Origin of the sequence: Streptomyces sp. NPDC005878, assembly GCF_040629815.1 — a bacterium.
Taxonomy (GTDB): Bacteria; Actinomycetota; Actinomycetes; order Streptomycetales; family Streptomycetaceae; genus Streptomyces.
Genome location: NZ_JBEXWK010000002.1, coordinates 499,817 through 521,996 on the forward strand (window position 1 = coordinate 499,817; position 22,180 = coordinate 521,996).

The following is a 22,180-nucleotide window of genomic DNA, read 5'->3' on the forward strand; positions in this document are numbered from 1 at the left end:
CGGGCGACGGGCCGCGCGCGTCGCGCGAGCGGCGGGCGGTCCGCGCGTACGGTGAGCGGGTGGACCGCGAGCGCGACCGGCTGCAAGCCGTTCTGGAGGCGCTGCCCCGGGCGGCGATCGTGCAGGGCGGCGACGAGCACGTGGTCGCCGTCAACCGCCGCTTCGTCGAGATGTTCGCCCTGGCCGGCCGGGTCCCGTACGAGCCCGGCGCGCCGCTCGGACCCGTCGTCGAGGCGGTCTGCGACACCTTCGCCGACCGCCCCGCCTGGGCCGTGGAGAGCACCCACGCCATCGCCCGCCGCCGTATCCACCGGGCGGCCGAGATCGGCCTCACCGACGGCCGAGTCATCCGCCGCGACGTGGAGCCGCTCTACGACGCCGACGGGCGGCCCTTCGGGTCGCTGTGGACCGCCGAGGACATCACCGAGGACAAGCGCCGCGAGCACGCCCTGCGGCGCGACAACGAGGCGCTCACCGAGCTGGCCCGCCAGCGCAACGAGTTCCTGGCCTCGGCGTCGCACGAGCTGCGCACCCCGCTGACCTCCATCATCAGCTTCTGCGAGCTGCTCGCGGACCCGGCCTGCGGCCCCCTGGACGCCGACCGCCGCGCCTTCCTCGACGCCATCGACCGCAACGCCCGGCGGATGGCGGCCGTGATCACCACGCTGCTGGACACGACGCGGATGCGCGAGCCCCGGCTGCGGCTGGAGTTCGGCGAGGTGGACATCGCGCGGATGCTGGAGCACGCCGTGCACGACCGGATGCCCGCGCTCACCGGGGCCGGGCTCTTCACCGTCCTCGACTGCGCTCCCGGGCCGCCGCTCCACGGCGACGAGCACCGCCTGGAGAGCGTCCTGGCCAACCTGCTGGAGAACGCCGCCAAGTTCACCCCGCCCGGCGGCCGCGTCACCATCGGGGCCGCCCCGGAGGGCGACGTCTGGCGCATCACGGTCGCGGACACCGGGATCGGGGTGCCCGAGGCCCACCGCGAGGAGGTCTTCTCCGGCTTCTTCCGGGCCCCCAACGCCGAGAGCGGCGGCTACCCCGGCACCGGACTCGGCCTGACCTTCAGCCGGGACATCGTCCGCCGCCACGGCGGTGAACTCGGCGTCGCGCAGGCGCCCGGCGGGGGAGCCCTGTTCACCCTGCGGCTGCCGGTCGCCGGGCCCGCGGACGCGGGGGGAGCGCCGTGACGCGGATCCTCGTCGTCGAGGACGACGCCGACGTGGCGACCGCGCTGCGGGTGCTGCTGACCCGGGCCGGATACGAGGTGGCGGCCGCCGCCGACGGCCGCGAGGCGCTGCGCCGCCTCTTCGCCGACGGCCCCGACCTGATGCTCCTCGACATCGGCCTGCCCGGGCTCGACGGCTGGCAGGTCCTGGAGCGCACCCGGGACATGACCGACCTGCCGGTCCTGCTGCTCACCGCGCGCGGCGCCGAGAGCGACCGGGTGCGGGGCCTGCGGGCCGGGGCGGACGACTACCTGCCCAAGCCGTTCGGGAACGAGGAGCTGCTCGCCCGGGTCGAGGCCCTGCTGCGCCGCGCCGCCCCCGCCCGCTGGGCGGGCGCCGCCCAGGACGACGCGCTGCGCCTGGTCCCCGAGCGCCGCTCCGCCCTCTGGCACGGCGAGGAGGTCCGCCTCAGCGACATCGAGTACCGCCTGCTCCAGCTCCTGGTCCGCAACCGGGGCCGTGTGGTCACCACCGACCAGCTCCTGGACCAGGTCTGGGACGATCCGCAGGGCATCGGCCGGGACCGCGTGAAGTTCGCGGTCCTCCGCCTGCGGCGCAAGCTCCAGCAGGGGGCGGGCGGTGTGGAGTGCGACCCGATCGAGGCGGTGCGGGGGATGGGCTACCGCTACCGGGGGGACCAAGGCCCCTGAGCCGCGCGGGCCGAAAGTCCCGAATTCCGGGAATATACGGTTTCGCAACCTTGGAGCAACCGACTGCGATCCGTCCCGGCAACGGGCGAAGGCGACCCTGGGGGACGTCCCGGTCGGTCCCTCCCTGGAGTCCTCGTGCCCGCACTGCCGCCCCGCAGCATCGCCCTCGTCCTCGGCACCCGCCCCGAACTGGTCAAGCTCACCGAGCTGATCCGGCTGCTGGGGCCCGCCGCGCACGTCGTGCACACGGGACAGCACTACGACGAGGAGCTCTCCGGCCGCTTCCTCACCGACCTCGGCATCCCCGAGCCGACCCACCTCACCGGCATCGGCGGCCGCCCCCGCGCCGTACAGATCTCGGCGGCCCTGGCCCAGCTCGACGCGCTGTTCCAGGCCCGGCCCCCACTCGCGGTGGTGGTCCAGGGCGACACCAACGCGGCCCTCGCCGGCGCCCTCGCCGCCAACGCCCGGTCGATCCCGCTCGTCCACGTCGAGGCCGGGCTGCGCAGCCATGACCGCAACATGCCCGAGGAGCACAACCGCGTCCTGATCGACCGGCTCGCGGACGTGCTGTGCGCGGCGACCCCGCAGAACCGGGACAACCTGCTGGCCGAGGGCGTCGACCCCGCGCGCGTGGAGGTCACCGGCAACACGGTGGTCGAGGCCGTCCGCGGTCAGCTCCCGGACGCCGGGGAACGGGCCGCGTACCTGGAGCGGCTGGGGCTCGCCGAGGACGGCTTCGTCCTGGCCACCGTCCACCGCCCCGAGAACACCGACGACCCGGCGGCCCTGCGGGCGATCCTCACCGAGCTGGCCGCGCTCGCGGCGGACGTCCCGGTGGTGCTGCCGCTGCACCCGCGGACCCGGGCCCGCGTCGAGGCGGCGGGGCTGGCCGGGCTGCTCGCGCCGCTGCGGGTGACACGGTCGCTCGGATACCGCGAGTTCCTCGCCCTCGCGCGGCACGCGGCGCTGCTCGTCTCCGACTCCGGGGGCGTCCAGGAGGAGGTCACGGTGCTCGGACGGCCCCTGGTGGTGGTCCGCAACTCCACCGAACGGCCCGAGGCGATGGGCGACTTCGCGACCCTGGTGTCCCCCGGGCCCGCGCTGGGACGCGCCGCGCGCGCCGGGCTGGCCCTGGGCGCCGCCGGTCGCACGCGTCTGGCGGCGCTGCCGAGCCCGTTCGGGGACGGGGGCGCCTCGCGGCGGATCGTGGGGCTGCTGGAGGCGGTGACCACCGCGGCACCCGGGCTGTACGCGGCGGCGTAACCGCCCGCCCGCACCCCGGCGGGGAGCTGCACGCGCCCCCTCACGGGCCGGCCCGGACCGCGAGCGCACGGGCAGCGTCGACCGTGAGCGCCCGGGCCGCGATGGGCCGCACGCGCGGTTCGCCCCGTCTGCGCGGGCGGCCCCACGGTTGCCCGCGTCCTTTCGGGGGCCCGTGTCGTCGGGACCGCAAGCGCGTCGTGCGGACCGCACCGGCCGCTCGTCGGCGGTCGCGGCCGGCCGCACGCGCCGGTCCCCGCGCCCCGGGAGCCACCGCCCAGTTGCTCGCCCCGCGCCCCCGAACCGCCCCACTCCACCCCCTTCCCGAACCACCGGAAAGCCCCATGCTGGACAGTCTGTTCCTCTATCTCTTCCCCTTCCTCCTCCTCGCCTGCTTCCTCCTCTACTGGGCCGGGGCCCGGCACGCCTACCTCAACCGGGGACGGACCGAGGCCGGCGACCCCGCCCTTCTCGGCTGGCACTTCTTCGTGCCCTGCCGGGACGAGGAGGCCGTCGTGGGGGCCACCGTCAGGCAGTTGCGCGGGGACTTCCCGGCCGCGCACGTGTGGGTCGTCGACGACGACAGCGACGACCGGACCGGGCTGATCGTCGCCGCGCTCGCGGAGGACGACCGCCGGGTCCACCTCGTACGCCGGGTGCGCCCCCACGCCCGTACCGGCAAGGGCGACGCGCTGAACGCCGCGTACGACCAGCTCGGCGAGTTCCTGGCCGAGGACGCCGACCGCGACCGGGTCGTGGTGTGCGTGGTGGACGCCGACGGGCGGCTCGACCCGCGCGCCCTGGAGATGGTCTCGGGCCCGGCGGCGTTCGGGGACCCGGAGATCGGCGGGGTGCAGGTCGGTGTGCGGATGCGGAACGTGGACGACCCGCGCCCGCTGCCCGGGCGCGGCCGGGCCGCCAACGCCTTCGCGCGGCTCCTGGTCCGCGTCCAGGACATGGAGTTCGCCGTCTCCAACGCCGGGATGCAGCTGCTGCGCGTCCGCACCGGCTCGGTCGGCCTCGGGGGCAACGGCCAGTTCACCCGGCTCTCCGCGCTCGACCGGATAGCCGACGCCGAGCGCCGCCCGTGGCAGCGCGGCGCGCTCCTGGAGGACTACGAGCTCGGCCTCCACATGATCCTCGCGGGTTACCGGATCACCCACATAGCCGACACCTGGGTCTCCCAGGAGGGCCTGCCGCACGCCCGCCGCCTGCTCACCCAGCGCACCCGCTGGGCGCAGGGCAACCTCCAGTGCGTGCGCTACGCCCCGCGCATCGTCTCGTCACGGCACTACGGGGGCCGGGGCGTGCTGGAGACGCTGTACACCTTCTGCCAGCCGGTGGCGCATCTGCTGACGCTCGCGCTGACCGCGGCGATGCTGGTCCTGGGCGGCCTCGGCCCGCTCGTCCTGTGGCCGCTGACCCCGGTGCTCGCGGCCCTGGCCATCGGCCCGTTCGTGCTGTGGGGGCCGGTCTACCGGCGCGACCACGCCCCGGACGCGTCCCGCCTGACGGCGCTGGTGTGGGGCGTGGCGCTGTGGCTGTACGCGTACCACCTCTTCGTGGTCTCGGCGCGCGCCTTCGTCCGCACGGCCCGGGGCCGCAACGGCTGGGCGAAGACCCGCCGCAACGCGGAACCGTCCACGACGGGCCCAGTGGCCCTGGAGGCGTAGAGCCCGATGCAGGCACCCCGCGCCCCCGAGGGGCGCGGGGAACTGCGCGGCCAGCCACAGTGAACCCGCGGCCGAAGCCACCGTGCTGCTCAAGGGGCGCGGGGAACTGCGCGGCCGGCCACAGTGAACCCGCGGCCGAAGTCACCGCAGGTCACCGTCCGTCGAGCCGTCAGCGACGCCCCTTCGGGTCCAGCAGCCCCGCCTTGCGCAGCGCGTCCGCCATCGCCCCGTTCGCCGGGGGCGGCGGGGCCTGGCGGCCGCCGCGGTCCCGGTCACCGCCCCCGCGCCGCTGCTGCTGACGCTGCTGAGGCGGCCGCGCACCCCGCTCCCGCTTCGGCCCGCCGCCCGAGGCGTTCGCCGTCGTCTCGTCATCGAGGCGCAGCGTCAGCGAGATCCGCTTGCGCGGTACGTCCACGTCCAGGACCTTCACCTTGACGATGTCGCCCGGCTTGACCACCTCGCGCGGGTCCTTCACGAACTTGTCCGACAGGGCCGAGACATGCGCCAGACCGTCCTGGTGCACCCCGATGTCGATGAACGCCCCGAACGCCGCCACGTTCGTCACCACACCCTCCAGGACCATCCCCGGCTCCAGGTCGCCGATCTTCTCGACGCCGTCCTTGAAGGTCGCCGTCCTGAAGGCGGGCCGCGGGTCGCGCCCCGGCTTCTCCAGCTCGCGCAGGATGTCCGTCACCGTCGGCAGACCGAAGGTGGCGTCCACGAAGTCGTCCGGCCGCAGCGACCGCAGCACCGCCGTGTTGCCGACCAGCGCCGCCACCTCGCTGCCCGTCGTCTTCACCATCCGGCGCACCACCGGATACGCCTCGGGGTGCACGCTGGAGGCGTCCAGCGGGTCGTCGCCGCCGCGGATGCGCAGGAAGCCCGCGCACTGCTCGTACGCCTTCGGGCCCAGGCGCGCCACGTCCTTCAGCGCCTTGCGGGAGCGGAACGGACCGTTGGCGTCGCGGTGCGCCACGATGTTCTCGGCGAGTCCGGCGCCGATGCCCGAGACGCGCGAGAGCAGCGGCGCGGACGCGGTGTTGACGTCCACGCCGACGCCGTTCACACAGTCCTCCACGACCGCGTCCAGCGAGCGCGAGAGCTTCACCTCGGAGAGGTCGTGCTGGTACTGGCCGACGCCGATCGACCTGGGGTCGATCTTCACCAGCTCGGCGAGGGGGTCCTGGAGGCGGCGGGCGATGGAGACCGCGCCGCGCAGCGACACGTCCATGTCCGGCAGCTCCTGCGAGGCGAACGCCGACGCCGAGTACACGGAGGCGCCCGCCTCGGAGACCATCACCTTGGTGAGCTTCAACTCGGGGTGCTTGGCGATCAGTTCCCCGGCGAGCTTGTCGGTCTCGCGGGACGCCGTGCCGTTGCCGATGGCGATGAGCTCGACCGCGTGCTCCTTCGCGAGCCGGGCCAGCTTGGCGAGTGCCTCGTCCCACCGGTTCGCCGGGACGTGCGGATGGATGACGTCCGTCGCCACGACCTTGCCCGTGGCGTCCACGACGGCCACCTTCACGCCCGTACGGAACCCGGGGTCCAGGCCCAGCGTCGCGCGCGTCCCGGCCGGGGCGGCGAGCAGCAGGTCGCGCAGGTTCGACGCGAAGACCCGCACCGCCTCGTCCTCGGCGGCCGTGCGCAGCCGCAGCCGCAGGTCGATGCCGAGGTGGACCAGGATCCGGGTGCGCCACGCCCAGCGGACGGTGTCGGCCAGCCACTTGTCGCCCGGGCGGCCGCGGTCCGCGACGCCGAAGCGGCGCGCCACCATGTTCTCGTACGCCGAGGGGCCGGGGGTCTCCGCGTCCTGCGGGCCCTCGGGCTCCAGGACGAGGTCGAGGACGTCCTCCTTCTCGCCGCGCAGCATCGCCAGGACCCGGTGCGAGGGCAGCGCGGTGAACGGCTCGGTGAAGTCGAAGTAGTCGGCGAACTTGGCGCCCGCCTCCTCCTTGCCCGTGCGCACCTTCGCCACCAGGCGGCCCTTGGTCCACATGCGCTCGCGCAGCTCGCCGATGAGGTCGGCGTCCTCGGAGAACCGCTCGGTGAGGATGGCGCGGGCGCCGTCCAGGGCCGCCGCCGGGTCCGCGACGCCCTTGTCCGCGTCCACGAACGCGGCCGCCGCGGTGAGCGGCTCCACCGACGGGTCGGCGAGCAGCCCCTGCGCCAGCGGTTCGAGGCCCGCCTCACGGGCGATCTGCGCCTTGGTGCGCCGCTTGGGCTTGAACGGCAGGTAGATGTCCTCCAGGCGCGCCTTGGTGTCGGCGGCGCGGATCTGCCGCTCCAGCTCCTCGGTGAGCTTGCCCTGCTCGCGTACGGAGTCGAGGACGGCCGTGCGGCGGTCCTCCAGCTCGCGCAGATACCGCAGCCGCTCCTCCAGGGTGCGCAGCTGGGCGTCGTCGAGCATCTCGGTCGCTTCCTTGCGGTAGCGCGCGATGAACGGCACGGTCGACCCGCCGTCGAGCAGCTCGACCGCGGCCTTCACCTGCCGCTCCCGTACGCCGAGTTCCTCGGCGATCCTGCCTTCGATGGACGTCGTCACGTTCCCGTACCGCCTTCTCGCAGAGCCTGAAGGCGCCATTGTGGCAGGCGGCACCGACAACAGGGGGTCAGCCCTTGCCGATGAGGTCGGCCGGGAACGCCCCCGCGGCCACCGCCGTCATCAGCAGTCCCCGGGCCAGCTCGGTCAGCCGGTCCACGCCCTTGGCGCCGAGCAGCTCGTACGGGGCGAGGTCCAGCCGGTCGGTGCGGTCCTCGACCTCGGCGCGCAGGGCGGTGCCCGCCTCGGTCAACTCGCCCCCGGCGTCCAGGAGACCGCGCTCGCGCAGCCGGGCGGCGGCCGCCTCCCAGTCCGCGCGCCGCCAGCCGCGCGAGCCCAGCACCCAGCGCGGCGCCATGCCCTTGCCGGTGGCGGTGTGGCTGACCAGTGCCTCCAGCGGGTCGAGTCCGGCGTCGAGCAGCGCCATCAGGTGGCCGTCGCCCCGGTGCTCGCGCAGCAGCGTGGCCGCGTGCCAGTACGCCAGGTGCGGCTCCTCGGGGACCGGCAGGTCGGCGTGTGCGGCGTAGAGCGGCCGGGCGTGGCGGGTGCAGCCCTCGGTGGCGCGCAGCGCGAGGCGGGCGGCCTCGGCCATCTCCGGCGAGGCCACGACGTCGTCCCCGAGCAGGCGCCGCAGGGTGCGGTCGGCGGCCCGCAGCCGGGCGTCGAGGACCGCCTCGGGGGAGGCGATGTCCCACACGGCCGGCACGTGGCGGGCGACCAGCTCGTGGTTGAAGTTGTAGAAGGTGGCGGTGATCGTGCCGGGTCCGACCGCGCCCAGGGCGGCGGCGCGCCCGGCGAAGTAGGCCGCGCGCTCGTCCTCTACGCCGAGCTGCTTGAGCTCGTCGGTGTAGTCGGGGGAGAAGTACACCGTCGAGTGCAGCGGGTTGACGGAGTTGTGGCAGTGGCGGCCGGCGCGGGGCGGGAGAGACGTCATACCCGCACGTTACCGACTGGTCGGTACGGAGTGAAGCCCCGGGGGGAAACGGGCGCGCCGGGGCCGGGGGTACGGGGTGCCCCCACCCGGCGACGCGGCCCCTCGCGGCAGGGCCCTGGCCGCCGACGCGGCCCCTCGTGGCAGAGTCCGGACCGCCGACGTGGCAGCGCCGAGCCGCGGCAACGCCCCGCTCGGCCCCGTCCGGCTTGGCCGGACCGCCCGGCTCAGCCCAGCCCCCGGCCCCGCGCCCGGCTCAGCCCCCCGCCCCCGTCCCCCTCAGCCCGACGCGCTCCAGTCGAAGTGCGGCGCACGGCGCTCCAGGAACGCCGTGACGCCCTCGGCCGTGTCGCCGCTGGTGCGTGCCTGCTCGTTCCAGTACGCGTCCCGGTCGGTGCGGCCGTTCGCGAACTCCTTGGCCGCCGCCTGGGTCAGCTGCGAGCGGGCGGCGAGGACGCGGGTGAACCCGGCCACCCGCTTGTCCAGCTCACCGGCGGGCAGCACCTCGTCCACCAGGCCGGTCCGCAGCGCCCGCGCCGTGTCGATCAGCTCGCCGGAGAAGAGCAGGTACTTCGCGGTCGCCGGTCCCACCAGGGCGGTCAGGCGCCGGGTGGAGGAGGAGGCGTAGACGATGCCGAGCCGGGCGGGTGTGATCCCGAAGGAGGCGCCCTCCTCCGCGAAGCGCAGGTCGCAGGCGGCCGCGAGCTGGCAGCCGCCGCCGACGCAGTGGCCGCGCACGGCGGCCAGCGTCGGCTTGGGGAAGGCGGCGAGCGCCTCCTCGGCGTCCACCGCCAGCGACCGGGGGTCCTCGTTTGGGCCGGGCGCCCGCAGCGAGGAGATGTCGGCGCCCGCGCAGAACGTCGGCCCGGCGCCGGTCAGCACCAGCGCCCGTACGGCACGGTCGGCGGCCAGCCCGTCGAGCAGCGGCGGCAGCGCCCGCCACATCGCGGCGGTCATCGCGTTGCGCTTGGCGGCGTTGCTGATGACGACGGTGGCCACGCCGTCGGCCACGGTGTGCTCCAGCTGCGGCTCCATGCGCCGGATGCTATCCGGGCGGACCGCTCCTATGATCAAGAGGGGGCCGACCCGGCGATGCCACGAGGAGACGCTGATGGTTGCACCCGCATCCGCACGTGACAGCAGGAAGCTCCGCCGCAGTTTCGGCCGGCTGACCGTTCTCGGCGCGGTCCTCGCGCTCGCGGGACTGGTCGGCCTCGTCTACACGGGCGTAGCGACCCTGACCTCGATGCTCCTGTTCGGCTGGCTGCTCCTGGTGGGCGGCGTGGTCGGGCTCGCCCACGCGATCCAGTCGCGCGGCGCCAACTACTTCTGGCTCGGCGTGGTGGTCGCGGCCCTGAACATCGCGGCCGGTGTGGTGGTCATCCGCCGCCCGGAGGGCTCGGCCGAGGCGCTGACGATGTTCGCCGCGCTCCTCTTCCTCACCGGCGGGGTGTTCCGGCTCGCCGGCAGCGTGGTGGTGCGCGGGCCGCAGATGGGCTGGACGCTGGTGCAGGGCGCCTTCGGCGTGCTGCTCGGGGTGCTCGTGCTCGCCAGCTGGCCGAGCAGCAGCCGTTATGTGATCGGCTGCTTCTTCTCGCTCGCGCTGCTCTTCGACGGCCTCGGCCTGATCGCGCTCGGCATCGGCGGACGGCACATCGTGGGTCTGGTCACCGAACCACGGGTGGGCGCGGACGCCCGCGGGAGCGCGTCCGTATCGCAGACACCCCCGCAAGCCATGGCAAAGCCGTCAGATCGCGATCAGGCCCGCTTTGAAAAGTGACATCGGCGGACGATTGCGATCAGAAGGCGTCGATACACGCTGACTTCTGTTCAGTCCGCCGGTCCGGACCAGGTCATTCCCCACTCTTGACCAAGAGCCTGACAGCCGACTGCGAGGGTGGGTGCCGGAATATGGAGATCCGCGGGAGCGTGCCACCCGACGCCGCACCGGCCAGGCCGTTCCCGTACGAAGGGGTCTGGCGCTTCACGGCCCCCGCCGTCGACGCCTCGGTCCCGCAGGCCCGGCACGCCGTGCGCGACCTGCTCCACCGCCAGGGCGTGCCGGTCCACGACGACCTGGTCCAGGGCCTGCTCCTGATCGTCTCCGAGCTGGTGACCAACGCGGTCAAGCACGCGGCCCTGCTCTCCCCGCAGGTGGCCGTGGAGGTGGCCATCGGCGCCGAGTGGATCCGGGTCTCCGTGGAGGACAACCATCCCTACCGCCCCAAGGCGCTGGAGACCGACTACGGCCAGACCGGCGGACGCGGACTGCTGCTGGTCCGCGAGATCACCTACGAGGCGGGCGGGGCCTGCGACGTCGAACAGACGGCGAGCGGCGGCAAGATCATCTGGGTGGCCCTGCCGCTGGCCCCGGCCCCGGGCGGCGTCACCAGCCCGCGGCAGGCCCTGTGAGCTCGCGGACGGCGGGCCGGGCCGCGTCCAGGACCGTCATGAACCAGGCCGAGAAGGCCGCCCGCTCGTGCAGCGCGGCCAGCTCCTGCGGCGAGACGAAGGCGGTCTCGTAGACCTCCTCCGGGTCGGGCCGCACCGGCGACTGCACCAGACCGACGAAGAGGTGGTTGTACTCCTGCTCCACCAGGCCCGACTCCGGGTCCGGGTGGTTGTAGCGGACCGTACCGCCCTGGGCGAGCAGCGACGGCGAGACGCCCAGCTCCTCATGGGTGCGCCGGGCCGCCGCCGCGAAGGGGGACTCGCCCGGGTAGGGGTGCCCGCAGCAGGTGTTCGACCAGACGCCGGGGGAGTGGTACTTGCCGAGCGCGCGGCGCTGGAGCAGCAGCTTGCCCGAGGAGTCGAAGAGGAAGACCGAGAAGGCCCGGTGCAGCAGACCCGGCGCCCGGTGGGCGGAGAGCTTCTCCGCGGTGCCGATGGTGGTGCCGCTCTCGTCGACCAGTTCGAGCATGATCTCTTCGGCGGTCCCGTTCGACGAGCTGCTCGCCGTAGTGGCTGGTGTGGTCGGCATAACCATCCTTCGCTTCGGTCCTCGGCTGCCAAGTCTGCCGTACAAAAGCGGCGTGTCCGCACTTCGACGGGCAGCGCATGTCCGTAATGCGCCGGGTGTGCGACACCGCCGAAGAAGGGATCGTGCCCAGCCGCACCGGCGCGGAACCATCGAACATGCGAGCGAGATGTCGCCCGGCGGGCGGCCGTCAGTGGCAGAGCCGGGCCTCGTGGGCCGCGTGGCCGCTCGGCTCCAGCTGGAAGGTGCAGTGCTCCACGTCGAAGTGGTCACCCAGGCAGCCCTGGAGGTCGTGCAGCAGCCGCTCGTGGCCCACCGAGTCGAGCACCTCCTGGCTGACCACCACATGGGCCGAGAGCACCGGCATCCCGGAGGTGATCGTCCAGGCGTGCAGGTCATGGACGTCCTCGACGCCCGGCAGCGCCACGATGTGCGCCCGGACCTCGCTCATGTCGACGCCCTGGGGTGCCGACTCCAGCAGCACGTCCAGCGTCTCGCGCAGCAGCTTCACCGTACGCGGCACGATCATGAGGCCGATCACCAGCGAGGCGATGGGGTCGGCGGCCTGCCAGCCGGTCGTCATGATGACCGCGGCCGAGAGCAGCACCGCCACGGAGCCGAGCGCGTCCGCGAGCACCTCCAGGAAGGCGCCGCGCACGTTGATGCTCTCCTGCTGGCCGCGGACCAGGAGCGAGAGCGAGACCATGTTGGCGACCAGGCCGATCAGGCCGAAAACGATCGTGGTCGCCCCCGAGGTGTCGGCCGGCTCGACGAACCGCTGCACCGCCTCGTACAGCACGTATCCGCCGACGCCGAGCAGCAGCAGGCAGTTGGCGAGCGCGGCCAGGATCTCGGCCCGGGCGTAGCCGAACGTCCGGTTGTGGCCGGCCGGGCGGTTGGCGAAGTGGATGGCGAGCAGCGCCATCGCGAGCCCCAGGGCGTCCGTCGCCATGTGCGCCGCGTCCGCGACCAGGGCCAGCGAGTCCGCCAGCAGGCCGCCGACGATCTCGATCACCATCACGCCCAGCGTGATGCCCAGGGCCACCCGCAGCCGTCCCTTGTACGCCGCGGCGGCCGTCCCGGTCGGCGCCGGCCCGCCGTGCGCGTGCCCGTGGTCGTGCCCAGCCCCCATGGAAGGCCACCTCTCAGACTCTTGGCATGGTGGTGCGATCTGCGTACGGAGGGTCAGTGAACTACGGGCGGGGGGTATGGGGCAACACGGCACTGAACACCGTTGTCATGTGCCCTGACCTGCGGAAATGTCCGCGCTGCCGGGTGTGTGCGAGCCGTGTACAGGCGTCGCAGGTCACAGCGGTGCGCGGGCGCGGGCGACGGCGCGCCGCCCCGGTCCCCGCGAGCGGGGGGCGGTTTGTGGGGCGCGGCCTTGATCGACGATGATGATCCACGCGGCAGCCCCCTGCCGCAGGGCCCGATCGGGGCGTAAACAGGCGATGAACTCCCGGTTCCCCGCATCCGATAGCCTCCCGATAGCCTCTGCCGACACGCCGCCCGCCGCTTGGTTCCGGGCCGGTGCCGGACATCAGCCATGCCAGCTCCAAGGAGTGAGTTCGTCTGTCGACCGCCATCCTGACCGGCCTGCCGGTCCCCGGGTCGCAGCTCGGGCCCGAGCTGCGCTCGCTGGGCTTCGACGTACGGTCCGCCCAGCGGCCCGAGGACCTGCCCGGCCTGCTCGCCGAGGTTGTGCCCGGTGAGCGGGTCGCCCTGGTCGACCCGTCCTTCGTGGGCCACACGCACGCCCTGCGCCTCGCCCTGACCGACCCCCGCTTCCCGGCGGCGGCGATCCCCGGTGCCCTGGCCGTCCAGGCGGAGGCCCGCCCCGCGCTCGCGCGCGCCCTCGCGGACCGGACCGGGCCCGCCGCCGTCGCCGAAGGGGGCGCGGCGGTCGCCGTCAACGCCCCCGCCACCGGCACCGGTGTCCTCACCGACCGGCTCGCCACCGCCCTCCAGGACGGCGGCGTCGCCGTGCACCGCCCCGAGCTCGGCTCGCTGGTGGCCACCGTGCCCGCCGGGCCCGAGGCCGCCTTCGCCGCCCGCAAGGCCGTGGACGCGGTGGACGACGAGGCCGTCCGGCTGCGCAACGCCGTGAAGTCCCGCGACGGGTTCTTCACCACCTTCTGCATCAGCCCGTACTCGCGCTACCTCGCCCGCTGGTGCGCGCGGCGGGGCCTGACCCCCAACCAGGTCACCACCGCCTCGCTGCTCACCGCGCTGATAGCGGCCGGCTGCGCGGCGACCGGCACCCGCGCCGGCTTCGTGGCGGCCGGCGTGCTGCTGCTCTTCTCCTTCGTCCTGGACTGCACCGACGGGCAGCTCGCCCGCTACTCGCTCCAGTACTCCACGCTCGGCGCCTGGCTGGACGCCACCTTCGACCGGGCCAAGGAGTACGCGTACTACGCGGGTCTGGCGATCGGCGCGGCCCGCGGCGGCGGCACCGACGACGTGTGGGCGCTCGCGCTCGGCGCGATGGTCCTCCAGACCTGCCGCCACGTCGTGGACTTCTCCTTCAACGAGGCTCACGTCGTGGGCACCGGCGCGGACGGCAACACCAGCCCCACCGCCGCCCTCTCCGACAAGCTCGACTCCGTCGGCTGGACGGTCTGGGTGCGCCGGATGATCGTCCTGCCGATCGGTGAGCGCTGGGCGATGATCGCCGTGCTCACCGCGGTGACGACCCCCCGGACGGTCTTCTACGCGCTGCTGATCGGCTGCGCGTTCGCGGCCTGCTACACCACGGCCGGGCGGGTGCTGCGCTCGCTGAGCCGCCGCGCCACCCGTACCGACCGGGCCGCGCTGGCCCTCGCGGAGCTGGCCGACAGCGGCCCGCTCGCCGAGCTCGTGGCGGCGAGCCGTCTGCGGATCAAGGGCGCCTGGACCGCCCCGGTGGTGGCCGCGGTCGGCGCCGTGGCGCTGGTGGCCGCGGCGCTCACCCAGCCCTTCGGCAGCCGCCAGATGATCGTCGCGGCGGTCTTCTATGCGATCACCTCCGGTCTCGCGGTCTCCGCGCCCCTCAAGGGCGCCCTGGACTGGCTGGTGCCGCCGTTCTTCCGGGCCGCCGAGTACGGCACGGTCCTGGCCCTCGCCGCCCGCTCCGAGGTGGACGGGGCCCTGCCCGCGGCCTTCGGACTGGTGGCGGCGGTCGCCTACCATCACTACGACACGGTCTACCGCATCAAGGGCGGCTCCGGCGCGCCGCCGCGCCTGCTGGTCCGCCTGGCCGGCGGCCACGAGGGGCGGACGCTGGTGGTCGCGGTGCTCGCCGCGGCCCTCGCCGACCGCGGCCCGGACTTCACCCTGGCGCTCACCGCCCTCGCGGTGGCCCTGGCGCTCCTGGTGGTCGTGGAGTCCATCCGCTTCTGGGTGTCCTCCGGAGCCCCCGCAGTACATGACGAAGGAGAAACGGCATGATCGGCCTCGTACTCGCAGCCGGTGCGGGACGGCGTCTGCGCCCCTACACCGACACGCTCCCGAAGGCCCTCGTGCCCGTCGACGGCGACACCACCGTCCTCGACCTCACCCTGGCCAACTTCGCCGCGGTGGGTCTGACCGAGGTCGCGATCGTCGTCGGCTACCGCAAGGAAGCCGTGTACGCCCGCAGGGAGGAGCTGGAGGCCACCTACGGCGTCACGCTCACGCTGATCGACAACGACAAGGCCGAGGAGTGGAACAACGCCTACTCCCTGTGGTGCGCGCGTGAGGTCCTGAAGCAGGGCGTCATCCTCGCCAACGGCGACACCGTGCACCCGGTCTCCGTCGAGAAGACGCTGCTGGCCGCCCGCGGCGACGGCAAGAGGATCATCCTCGCCCTGGACACCGTCAAGCGCCTCGCCGACGAGGAGATGAAGGTGATCACCGAGCCCGGCAAGGGCGTGCGGCGCATCACCAAGCTGATGGACCCGGAGACGGCCACCGGCGAGTACATCGGCGTCACCCTCATCGAGCCGGAGGCGGCCGAGGAGCTCGCGGACGCCCTGAAGGCCACCTTCGAGCGCGACCCCGACCTCTACTACGAGGACGGCTACCAGGAGCTCGTCGACCGCGGCTTCACCGTCGACGTGGCGCCCATCGGCGAGGTCTCCTGGGTCGAGATCGACAACCACGACGACCTCGCGAAGGGCCGTGAGATCGCGTGCCAGTACTGACCCGGCTCATCCCGTCGCCGGTCGTCGTCGACATCAGCCGGGGCGCCCTCGACGACCTGGCGGGCCTCCTGGCCGACCAGCGGATCTCGGCCTCCGGCAAGCTGGCGATCGCGGTCAGCGGCGGCTCGGGCCAGGCGCTGAGCGAGAAGCTGGCGCCGGTGCTGCCGGGCGCCGACTGGTACCCGGTCGCGGACGGCACCATCGACTCGGCCGTGCGCCTCGCCGACGACATCAAGGGCAAGCGGTACGACGCGGTCGTCGGCCTGGGCGGCGGCAAGATCATCGACGTGGCGAAGTACGCCGCGGCGCGGGTCGGGCTGCCCATGGTGGCGGTCGCCACCAACCTCTCGCACGACGGCATCTGCTCGCCGGTCTCGATCCTCGACAACGACAACGGCCGCGGCTCCTACGGGGTGCCCACGCCCATCGCCATGGTCATCGACCTCGACGTCATCCGCGAGGCCCCGGTCCGGTTCGTCCGCTCGGGCGTCGGCGACGTGATCTCCAACATCTCCGCGATCGCGGACTGGGAGCTGTCGCACCGGGTCAACGGCGAGCCGGTGGACGGTCTGGCCGCGGCCATGGCCCGTACCGCGGGCGAGTCCGTGCTGCGCCACCCCGGCGGTGTCGGCGACGACGAGTTCCTCACCGTGCTGTCCGAGGCGCTGGTGCTCTCCGGCATCGCCATGTCGATCAGCGGCGACACCCGGCCCTCCTCGGGCGCCTGCCACGAGATCAGCCACGCCTTCGACCTGCTGTACCCCAAGCGCTCCGCGCTCCACGGCGAGCAGGTCGGCCTCGGCGCCGCCTTCGCCATGCACCTGCGCGGCGCCGCCGAGCAGTCCGGTCTCTTCGCCCAGGTGCTGCGGCGGCACGGCCTGCCCGTGCTCCCTCAGGAGATCGGCTTCTCCGCCGACGAGTTCGTCCGGGCGGTGGCGTACGCGCCGCAGACCCGGCCGGGCCGTTTCACGATCCTGGAACACCTCAACCTGTCCGCAGACCAGATCAAGGACGCTTACGCCGACTATGCAAAAGCCATCGGTAGCTGAACTCCGCCCGGTCGTGCACCCGCCGGGCGTCAAGGACCGGCGGAGCGGCGAGCACTGGGGCGGCCGGCTCTACATGCGCGAGGTCTCCCTGCGCGTCGACCGGCACCTGGTGACCACCCGGGTCACGCCCAACCAGCTCACCTATGTGATGACCGTCGCCGCCGCCCTCGCGGCCCCGGCCCTGCTGGTCCCCGGGATCTGGGGCGCCGTGCTCGGCGTGGTGATGGTCCAGCTGTACCTGCTGCTCGACTGCGTCGACGGCGAGGTGGCGCGCTGGAAGAAGCAGTACTCGATGACCGGCGTCTACGTGGACCGGGTCGCCGCCTATGTGTGCGACGCGGCGGTCCTGGTCGGCTTCGGTCTGCGGGCGGCCGACATCTGGGGCTCGGGGCGGATCGACTGGCTCTGGGCCTTCCTCGGCACCCTCGCGGCGCTCGGCGCCGTCATGATCAAGTCGGAGACCGACCTGGTCGGCGTCGCCCGCCACCAGCAGGGCAAGCCCCCGGTCAAGGAGACGGCCTCGGAGCCGCGCTCCTCCGGCATGGCGCTGGCCCGCCGGGCCGCCGGGGCGCTCAAGTTCCACCGGCTGATCCTCGGCATCGAGGCGTCCCTGCTGATCCTGGTCCTGGCGCTGGTCGACCACGCCCGCGGCGACCTGTACTTCTCGCGGCTCGGCGTCGCGGTGCTCGCGGGCATCGCGCTGCTCCAGAGCGTGCTGCACCTGGTGTCCATCCTCGCCTCCAGCAGGCTCAAGTGAGTGCCCCGCTGAAGGTCGGCGCGGTCGTCATCACCATGGGCAACCGCCCCGAGGAGCTGCGCGCGCTGCTCGACTCGGTCGCCAAGCAGGACGGCGATCCGGTCCAGGTCGTGGTGGTCGGCAACGGCGCCCCGGTCCCGGACGTCCCCGAGGGCGTACGGACCGTGGAGCTGCCCGAGAACCTGGGCATCCCCGGCGGGCGTAACGTCGGCATCGAGGCGTTCGGCCCGTCCGGCGCCGAGGTCGACATCCTGCTCTTCCTCGACGACGACGGGCTGCTGGCCAACAGCGACACGGCCGAGCTGTGCCGCCGGGCGTTCGCCGAGGACCCGAAGCTCGGCATCGTCAGCTTCCGCATCGCGGACCCGGAGACCGGGGTCACCCAGCGCCGCCACGTCCCACGGCTGCGCGCCTCCGACCCGATGCGCTCCTCGCGCGTGACGACGTTCCTGGGCGGCGCCAACGCCGTACGGACGCGGGTCCTCGCGGAGGTCGGCGCCCTGCCCGACGAGTTCTTCTACGCCCACGAGGAGACCGATCTGGCCTGGCGGGCGCTGGACGCCGGCTGGATGATCGACTACCGCGCGGACATGGTCCTGTACCACCCGACGACGGCGCCCTCCCGGCACGCGGTCTACCACCGGATGGTGGCCCGCAACCGGGTCTGGCTGGCCCGGCGCAACCTGCCGGCCCTCCTGGTCCCCGTCTATCTGGGGGTCTGGATGCTGCTCACGCTCGCCAGGAAGCCCTCCGGGCCGGCCCTCAAGGCGTGGTTCGGCGGCTTCAAGGAGGGCTGGACCACTCCCTGCGGTCCGCGCCGCCCCATGAAGTGGCGCACGGTCTGGCGGCTGACCCGGCTGGGCCGGCCGCCCGTCATCTGACACTCTCGGGTCGGAGCACATCGGGCGTGGCCGTCCGGCCCCGGGCGCTTCGGCCCACGGCCATCGGGCGTACTTCTTTGAAAGCGAAAGTTTCCTCTTGTGAGTGACACAACTCTGTCCCCGGCGGAACTCGCCGCCAAGCACGGCCTGGCGGTGAGCGGCGCCCGGCCGGGGCTGCGCGAGTACTGCCGCCAGCTCTGGGGGCGGCGCCACTTCATCCTGTCGTTCTCGCAGGCGAAGCTGACCGCCCAGTACAGCCAGGCGAAGCTCGGCCAGATCTGGCAGGTGGCCACCCCGCTGCTCAACGCGCTGGTCTACTACTTCATCTTCGGCGTGCTGATGAACGCCAAGCGCGGCATCCCCTCGGACGTGTACATCCCGTTCCTGGTGACGGGCATCTTCGTCTTCACCTTCACCCAGAACTCGGTGATGGCGGGCGTCCGGGCGATCTCCGGCAACCTCGGCCTGGTGCGCGCGCTGCACTTCCCGCGCGCCTCGCTGCCGATCTCCTTCGCGCTCCAGCAGCTCCAGCAGCTGCTGTTCTCGATGATCGTCCTGGTCCTCGTGGTGGTCGCGTCGGGCACCATGCCGATGGCGTCGTGGCTGCTGATGGTGCCGGTCCTGGCGTGCCAGTTCGTCTTCAACACCGGTCTGGCGCTGATCATGGCCAGGCTCGGCAGCAAGACCCCGGACCTCGCCCAGCTGATGCCGTTCGTCCTGCGGACCTGGATGTACGCCTCCGGCGTCATGTTCAGCATCAAGGTGGTCCTCCAGGGCAAGCCGCACTGGCTCGCCCAGGTCCTCCAGGTGAACCCCGCCGCGGTCTACATGGACCTGGCGCGGTACTCCATGATCGACGGCTACGGTGCCCACAACCTGCCGCCGCACGTGTGGGCCCTGGCGGCCGGCTGGGCCCTCCTGGTGGGCGCCGCGGGCTTCGTGTACTTCTGGAAGGCAGAGGAGCAGTACGGCCGTGGCTGAGGACAACATCCGCATCGCCGACGCGAGCGGCGAGCGCATCCCGACCGTCATCGCCGACGATGTGCACATCGTGTACACGGTCAACGGCGGGGGCGGCGGGCGGGGCAGCGCCACCGCCGCGCTCAGCCGGATCGTGCGGCGGGACACCGGCGAGTCGCGCGGCATGCGCAAGGTGCACGCGGTGCGGGGCGTCTCCTTCACCGCCTACCGCGGCGAGGCGATCGGCCTGATCGGCACCAACGGCTCGGGCAAGTCGACCCTGCTGCGGGCGATCGCCGGACTGCTGCCGCCCGCCAAGGGCAAGGTGTACACCAACGGCCAGCCCTCGCTGCTCGGCGTCAACGCCGCGCTGATGAACGAGCTGACCGGCGAGCGCAACGTCATCCTCGGCGGCCTGGCCATGGGCATGTCGCGGGAGGAGATCAAGGAGCGGTACGAGGAGATCGTCGACTTCTCCGGCATCAACGAGAAGGGCGACTTCATCACCCTGCCGATGCGGACGTACTCCTCCGGCATGGCGGCCCGGCTGCGGTTCTCCATCGCCGCCGCCAAGGACCACGACGTCCTGATGATCGACGAGGCGCTGGCCACGGGCGACCGCAAGTTCCAGATCCGCTCCGAGGAGCGCATCCGCGAGCTGCGCAAGCACGCCGGCACGGTGTTCCTGGTCAGCCACAGCATCGGCTCCATCCGGGACACCTGCAACCGGGTGCTCTGGCTGGAGCGGGGCGAGCTCCTGATGGACGGGCCGACCGACGAGGTCGTCAAGGCCTACCAGAAGGAGACGGGCCGCTGACACCCGGTCACCGCCCGTACGCCGTCGAGAGCTCCCGTCGATCAACCCCGGCGGGGGCTTTCGCGTCCCCGGGGGCGGTGCTCAGGACGGGCCGGAACGTCAAGGCTGCGTCAAGTCGCCCGGGCCGGGGGAAGGTTGGCGCGGATTGAAGTGTTCTTGTAATGCGCGCAACACCCCGACGTGTTGTCAGGCGTTGTACAACGTAAGCTGTACCGGTGTTGATCGTGACGGATGGGCGGTACCGCCCCGGGCAGCCCGCGCGGGAGCCGTTCTCCACTCGGGAGGCTCGGCGGCGTGTCCGAAATGGGATGTTTTGGGTCGGCGGTGTAGAACGGGAGATGTGACGGCAATGGCTACGGGAAATCTCCACCTGCGCGAGACTTCCGCCGTTCCCGTACCGGGCGGCCCCCGGTGACAGGTGTCCGGGACGTGCGCACCGACTCCCCCTCGCGCACCACGCTCGACAAGGCCACGGCGGAGAACTTCCCGGTGGCCCCCTTCTTTCTGCCCCGCGCCTGGCGCGACGACCTGATGGCCGTGTACGGCTACGCGCGCCTGGTCGACGACATCGGCGACGGCGACCTCACGCCCGGCGGCGCCGACGCCCGCCACCTCGGCCTCGCCCCGGCCGACGCGGACGACCCGCTCGTGATGCTCGACGCCTTCGAGGCGGATCTGCGCCGCGTCTTCGACTCCACCCCGCGCCACCCGCTCCTCAGGGCCCTGCAGCCCACGGTCCGCCGCCGCTCGCTCACCCCGGACCCCTTCCTCGCCCTCGTCGCGGCGAACCGGCAGGACCAGCGGGTCGGGCGGTACGAGACCTACGACGACCTCGTCGCGTACTGCGAGCTGTCCGCCAATCCCGTCGGCCGCCTGGTGCTGGCGATCACCGGCACCGAGAGCCCCGAGCGCGTCCGCCGCTCGGACGCCGTCTGCACCGCGCTCCAGATCGTCGAACACCTCCAGGACGTCACCGAGGACCTCGGCCGGGACCGGATCTATCTGCCCGCCGAGGACATGAGGCGGTTCCATGTCACCGAGGCCGATCTGGCCGCCCCGAGCGGGGGCGCGTCGGTGCGCGCCCTGGTCGCGTTCGAAGCGGAACGCGCCGCACGGCTCCTGAATGAAGGCACCTCCCTGGTGGGTAGCGTCCACGGCAGACTCAGGCTGCTGCTGGCCGGATTCGTGGCCGGGGGCCGCGCCGCGCTCGACGCGGTGGCGGCCGCCGGCCACGACGTACTCCCTGGACCGCCCAAGCCCACCAAGTCCAGTCTGCTGCGCGAAGTGGGAGCCGTGTTGCGTAGAGCGCGTAGAGAGGGGTGAGCCGGACCGTGGATCCACACGCACACGCGTCCGCGCCGGTACAGGCCGCGTACAGCTACTGCGAGGCGGTGACCGGACAGCAGGCGCGCAACTTCGCGTACGGCATCCGGCTGCTGCCGACCGACAAGCGCCAGGCGATGTCCGCGCTCTACGCGTTCTCGCGGCGCGTCGACGACATCGGTGACGGCGCCCTGGCCGCCGAGGCCAAGAAGCAGCGCCTGGAGGACACCCGCGCGCTGCTCGGCCGGATCGCCCAGGGCGCGGTCGAGGAGGACGACACCGACCCGGTGGCCGTGGCGCTCGCGGACGCGGCGCGCCGCTTCCCGATCCCGCTGGACGGGCTCGACGAGCTCATCGACGGCGTCCTCATGGACGTGCGCGGCGAGACCTACGAGACCTGGGACGACCTGAAGGCCTACTGCCGGTGTGTCGCGGGCGCGATCGGCCGGCTCTCCCTGGGCGTGTTCGGTACACAACCGGGCGCACCGGGCGCCGAGCGCGCCGCGGAGTACGCCGACACGCTGGGCCTGGCCCTGCAACTCACCAACATCCTCAGAGACGTTCGCGAGGACGCGGGCAACGGACGCACCTACCTCCCCGCCGACGACCTGGCGAAGTTCGGGTGCGCCGCGGGCTTCCACACCTCGGCTCCACCCGCGGGATCCGACTTCGCGGGCCTGGTCCACTTCGAAGTGCGCCGGGCCCGCGCCCTGTTCGCCGAGGGCTACCGGCTGCTGCCCATGCTCGACCGGCGCAGCGGCGCCTGCGTCGCCGCGATGGCCGGAATCTACCGTCGGCTGCTCGACCGCATCGAGCGCGACCCCGAGGCCGTGCTGCGCGGCCGGGTCTCGCTGCCCGGCAGGGAGAAGGCGTACGTGGCGGTACGCGGGCTGTCCGGGCTCGACACCCGGACCGTCTCCCGGCAGACCGCCAGGAGGCGCGCCTGATGGCCCATGGGCACCTGGACG

20 protein-coding genes are annotated in these 22,180 nt (G+C 73.1%); 15 read left to right on the plus strand and 5 right to left on the minus strand.

Features of this window, described 5'->3' with window-relative positions; translation table 11 throughout:
* The first annotated feature begins 59 nt into the window (after window positions 1-59).
* The 4 genes from ABZ404_RS06195 (at window position 60) to ABZ404_RS06210 (ending at window position 4,818) form a co-directional block, all read left to right on the plus strand.
* Window positions 60-1,193: an ATP-binding protein gene (locus tag ABZ404_RS06195; RefSeq protein WP_358836523.1), complete on the plus strand. Its 1,134-nt coding sequence runs from the start codon at window positions 60-62 to the stop codon at window positions 1,191-1,193.
* On the plus strand, window positions 1,190-1,882 hold the full coding sequence (locus tag ABZ404_RS06200) for a response regulator transcription factor (RefSeq protein WP_358836522.1): 693 nt from the start codon (window positions 1,190-1,192) through the stop codon (window positions 1,880-1,882). Before ABZ404_RS06195 ends, ABZ404_RS06200 begins: the two co-directional genes overlap by 4 nt.
* A gap of 135 nt (window positions 1,883-2,017) precedes the next feature.
* Window positions 2,018-3,148 carry a UDP-N-acetylglucosamine 2-epimerase (non-hydrolyzing) gene (gene wecB / locus ABZ404_RS06205; RefSeq protein WP_358836521.1) on the plus strand — a complete coding sequence of 377 codons (1,131 nt, stop codon included), beginning with the start codon at window positions 2,018-2,020 and terminating at the stop codon, window positions 3,146-3,148.
* Window positions 3,149-3,489: 341 nt separating this feature from the next.
* A complete protein-coding gene (locus tag ABZ404_RS06210) occupies window positions 3,490-4,818 on the plus strand; it encodes a glycosyltransferase (RefSeq protein ID WP_358836520.1) in 1,329 nt (442 codons plus the stop codon).
* Window positions 4,819-4,987: 169 nt separating this feature from the next.
* On the opposite strand, the gene ABZ404_RS06215 is transcribed toward ABZ404_RS06210, so the two are convergent.
* From ABZ404_RS06215 to ABZ404_RS06225, 3 genes are all read right to left on the minus strand, one after another.
* The gene (locus ABZ404_RS06215; RefSeq protein WP_358836519.1) at window positions 4,988-7,360 is read right to left on the minus strand and encodes a Tex family protein; all 2,373 of its coding nucleotides are present in this window, start codon (window positions 7,358-7,360) and stop codon (window positions 4,988-4,990) included.
* A 67-nt stretch (window positions 7,361-7,427) separates the two neighbouring features.
* Window positions 7,428-8,291 carry a hypothetical protein gene (locus ABZ404_RS06220; protein ID WP_358990172.1) on the minus strand — a complete coding sequence of 288 codons (864 nt, stop codon included), beginning with the start codon at window positions 8,289-8,291 and terminating at the stop codon, window positions 7,428-7,430.
* A 276-nt stretch (window positions 8,292-8,567) separates the two neighbouring features.
* Window positions 8,568-9,323 carry an enoyl-CoA hydratase/isomerase family protein gene (locus ABZ404_RS06225; protein ID WP_358835502.1) on the minus strand — a complete coding sequence of 252 codons (756 nt, stop codon included), beginning with the start codon at window positions 9,321-9,323 and terminating at the stop codon, window positions 8,568-8,570.
* A 76-nt stretch (window positions 9,324-9,399) separates the two neighbouring features.
* Between ABZ404_RS06225 and ABZ404_RS06230 the strand changes: the two genes are divergently transcribed.
* Together ABZ404_RS06230 and ABZ404_RS06235 are read left to right on the plus strand one after the other, a co-directional pair.
* A complete protein-coding gene (locus tag ABZ404_RS06230; RefSeq protein WP_358835501.1) occupies window positions 9,400-10,068 on the plus strand; it encodes a DUF308 domain-containing protein in 669 nt (222 codons plus the stop codon).
* 131 nt (window positions 10,069-10,199) lie between these two features.
* The gene (locus tag ABZ404_RS06235) at window positions 10,200-10,700 is read left to right on the plus strand and encodes an ATP-binding protein (RefSeq protein WP_358835500.1); all 501 of its coding nucleotides are present in this window, start codon (window positions 10,200-10,202) and stop codon (window positions 10,698-10,700) included.
* Here the strand turns inward: ABZ404_RS06235 and idi are convergent.
* A complete protein-coding gene (gene idi / locus ABZ404_RS06240) occupies window positions 10,675-11,268 on the minus strand; it encodes an isopentenyl-diphosphate Delta-isomerase (protein ID WP_358835499.1) in 594 nt (197 codons plus the stop codon). The two genes, ABZ404_RS06235 and idi, sit on opposite strands and share 26 nt — an antisense overlap.
* A gap of 187 nt (window positions 11,269-11,455) precedes the next feature.
* Window positions 11,456-12,397 (minus strand): cation diffusion facilitator family transporter, encoded by a 942-nt coding sequence (locus ABZ404_RS06245; protein ID WP_358835498.1) that lies wholly within the window; start codon window positions 12,395-12,397, stop codon window positions 11,456-11,458.
* A gap of 440 nt (window positions 12,398-12,837) precedes the next feature.
* On the opposite strand from ABZ404_RS06245, the gene ABZ404_RS06250 reads away from it, so the two are divergent.
* The 9 genes from ABZ404_RS06250 (at window position 12,838) to hpnD (ending at window position 22,159) form a co-directional block, all read left to right on the plus strand.
* The gene (locus ABZ404_RS06250; RefSeq protein ID WP_358835503.1) at window positions 12,838-14,691 is read left to right on the plus strand and encodes a DUF5941 domain-containing protein; all 1,854 of its coding nucleotides are present in this window, start codon (window positions 12,838-12,840) and stop codon (window positions 14,689-14,691) included.
* Entirely contained in the window at window positions 14,688-15,425 is a 738-nt protein-coding gene (locus ABZ404_RS06255; protein WP_358835497.1) for a phosphocholine cytidylyltransferase family protein, read from the plus strand. Before ABZ404_RS06250 ends, ABZ404_RS06255 begins: the two co-directional genes overlap by 4 nt.
* Entirely contained in the window at window positions 15,413-16,474 is a 1,062-nt protein-coding gene (locus ABZ404_RS06260) for an iron-containing alcohol dehydrogenase family protein (protein ID WP_358835496.1), read from the plus strand. The genes ABZ404_RS06255 and ABZ404_RS06260 overlap by 13 nt, the downstream gene beginning before the upstream one ends.
* The gene (locus tag ABZ404_RS06265) at window positions 16,452-17,231 is read left to right on the plus strand and encodes a CDP-alcohol phosphatidyltransferase family protein (protein ID WP_358835495.1); all 780 of its coding nucleotides are present in this window, start codon (window positions 16,452-16,454) and stop codon (window positions 17,229-17,231) included. The genes ABZ404_RS06260 and ABZ404_RS06265 overlap by 23 nt, the downstream gene beginning before the upstream one ends.
* Complete coding sequence (locus ABZ404_RS06270; RefSeq protein WP_358835494.1) at window positions 17,228-18,112, plus strand: glycosyltransferase; 885 nt, start codon at window positions 17,228-17,230, stop codon at window positions 18,110-18,112. The genes ABZ404_RS06265 and ABZ404_RS06270 overlap by 4 nt, the downstream gene beginning before the upstream one ends.
* A gap of 99 nt (window positions 18,113-18,211) precedes the next feature.
* Window positions 18,212-19,093 carry an ABC transporter permease gene (locus ABZ404_RS06275; protein WP_358835493.1) on the plus strand — a complete coding sequence of 294 codons (882 nt, stop codon included), beginning with the start codon at window positions 18,212-18,214 and terminating at the stop codon, window positions 19,091-19,093.
* Complete coding sequence (locus ABZ404_RS06280) at window positions 19,086-19,889, plus strand: ABC transporter ATP-binding protein (protein ID WP_358835492.1); 804 nt, start codon at window positions 19,086-19,088, stop codon at window positions 19,887-19,889. The genes ABZ404_RS06275 and ABZ404_RS06280 overlap by 8 nt, the downstream gene beginning before the upstream one ends.
* A gap of 429 nt (window positions 19,890-20,318) precedes the next feature.
* Complete coding sequence (gene hpnC / locus ABZ404_RS06285) at window positions 20,319-21,212, plus strand: squalene synthase HpnC (protein ID WP_358835491.1); 894 nt, start codon at window positions 20,319-20,321, stop codon at window positions 21,210-21,212.
* Window positions 21,209-22,159 (plus strand): presqualene diphosphate synthase HpnD, encoded by a 951-nt coding sequence (hpnD, locus tag ABZ404_RS06290; RefSeq protein ID WP_358835490.1) that lies wholly within the window; start codon window positions 21,209-21,211, stop codon window positions 22,157-22,159. Before hpnC ends, hpnD begins: the two co-directional genes overlap by 4 nt.
* Window positions 22,160-22,180: the final 21 nt, after the last annotated feature.

Excerpts from the sequence above, each read along its gene's own strand:
- ABZ404_RS06210 (WP_358836520.1), top strand. The coding sequence starts at position 3,490 with ATGCTGGACAGTCTGTTCCTCTATCTCTTCCCCTTCCTCCTCCTCGCC.
- ABZ404_RS06220 (WP_358990172.1), bottom strand. The coding sequence starts at position 8,291 with ATGACGTCTCTCCCGCCCCGCGCCGGCCGCCACTGCCACAACTCCGTC.
- ABZ404_RS06225 (WP_358835502.1), bottom strand. The coding sequence starts at position 9,323 with ATGGAGCCGCAGCTGGAGCACACCGTGGCCGACGGCGTGGCCACCGTC.
- ABZ404_RS06230 (WP_358835501.1), top strand. The coding sequence starts at position 9,400 with ATGGTTGCACCCGCATCCGCACGTGACAGCAGGAAGCTCCGCCGCAGT.
- ABZ404_RS06235 (WP_358835500.1), top strand. The coding sequence starts at position 10,200 with ATGGAGATCCGCGGGAGCGTGCCACCCGACGCCGCACCGGCCAGGCCG.
- idi (WP_358835499.1), bottom strand. The coding sequence starts at position 11,268 with ATGCCGACCACACCAGCCACTACGGCGAGCAGCTCGTCGAACGGGACC.
- ABZ404_RS06245 (WP_358835498.1), bottom strand. The coding sequence starts at position 12,397 with ATGGGGGCTGGGCACGACCACGGGCACGCGCACGGCGGGCCGGCGCCG.
- ABZ404_RS06255 (WP_358835497.1), top strand. The coding sequence starts at position 14,688 with ATGATCGGCCTCGTACTCGCAGCCGGTGCGGGACGGCGTCTGCGCCCC.
- ABZ404_RS06265 (WP_358835495.1), top strand. The coding sequence starts at position 16,452 with ATGCAAAAGCCATCGGTAGCTGAACTCCGCCCGGTCGTGCACCCGCCG.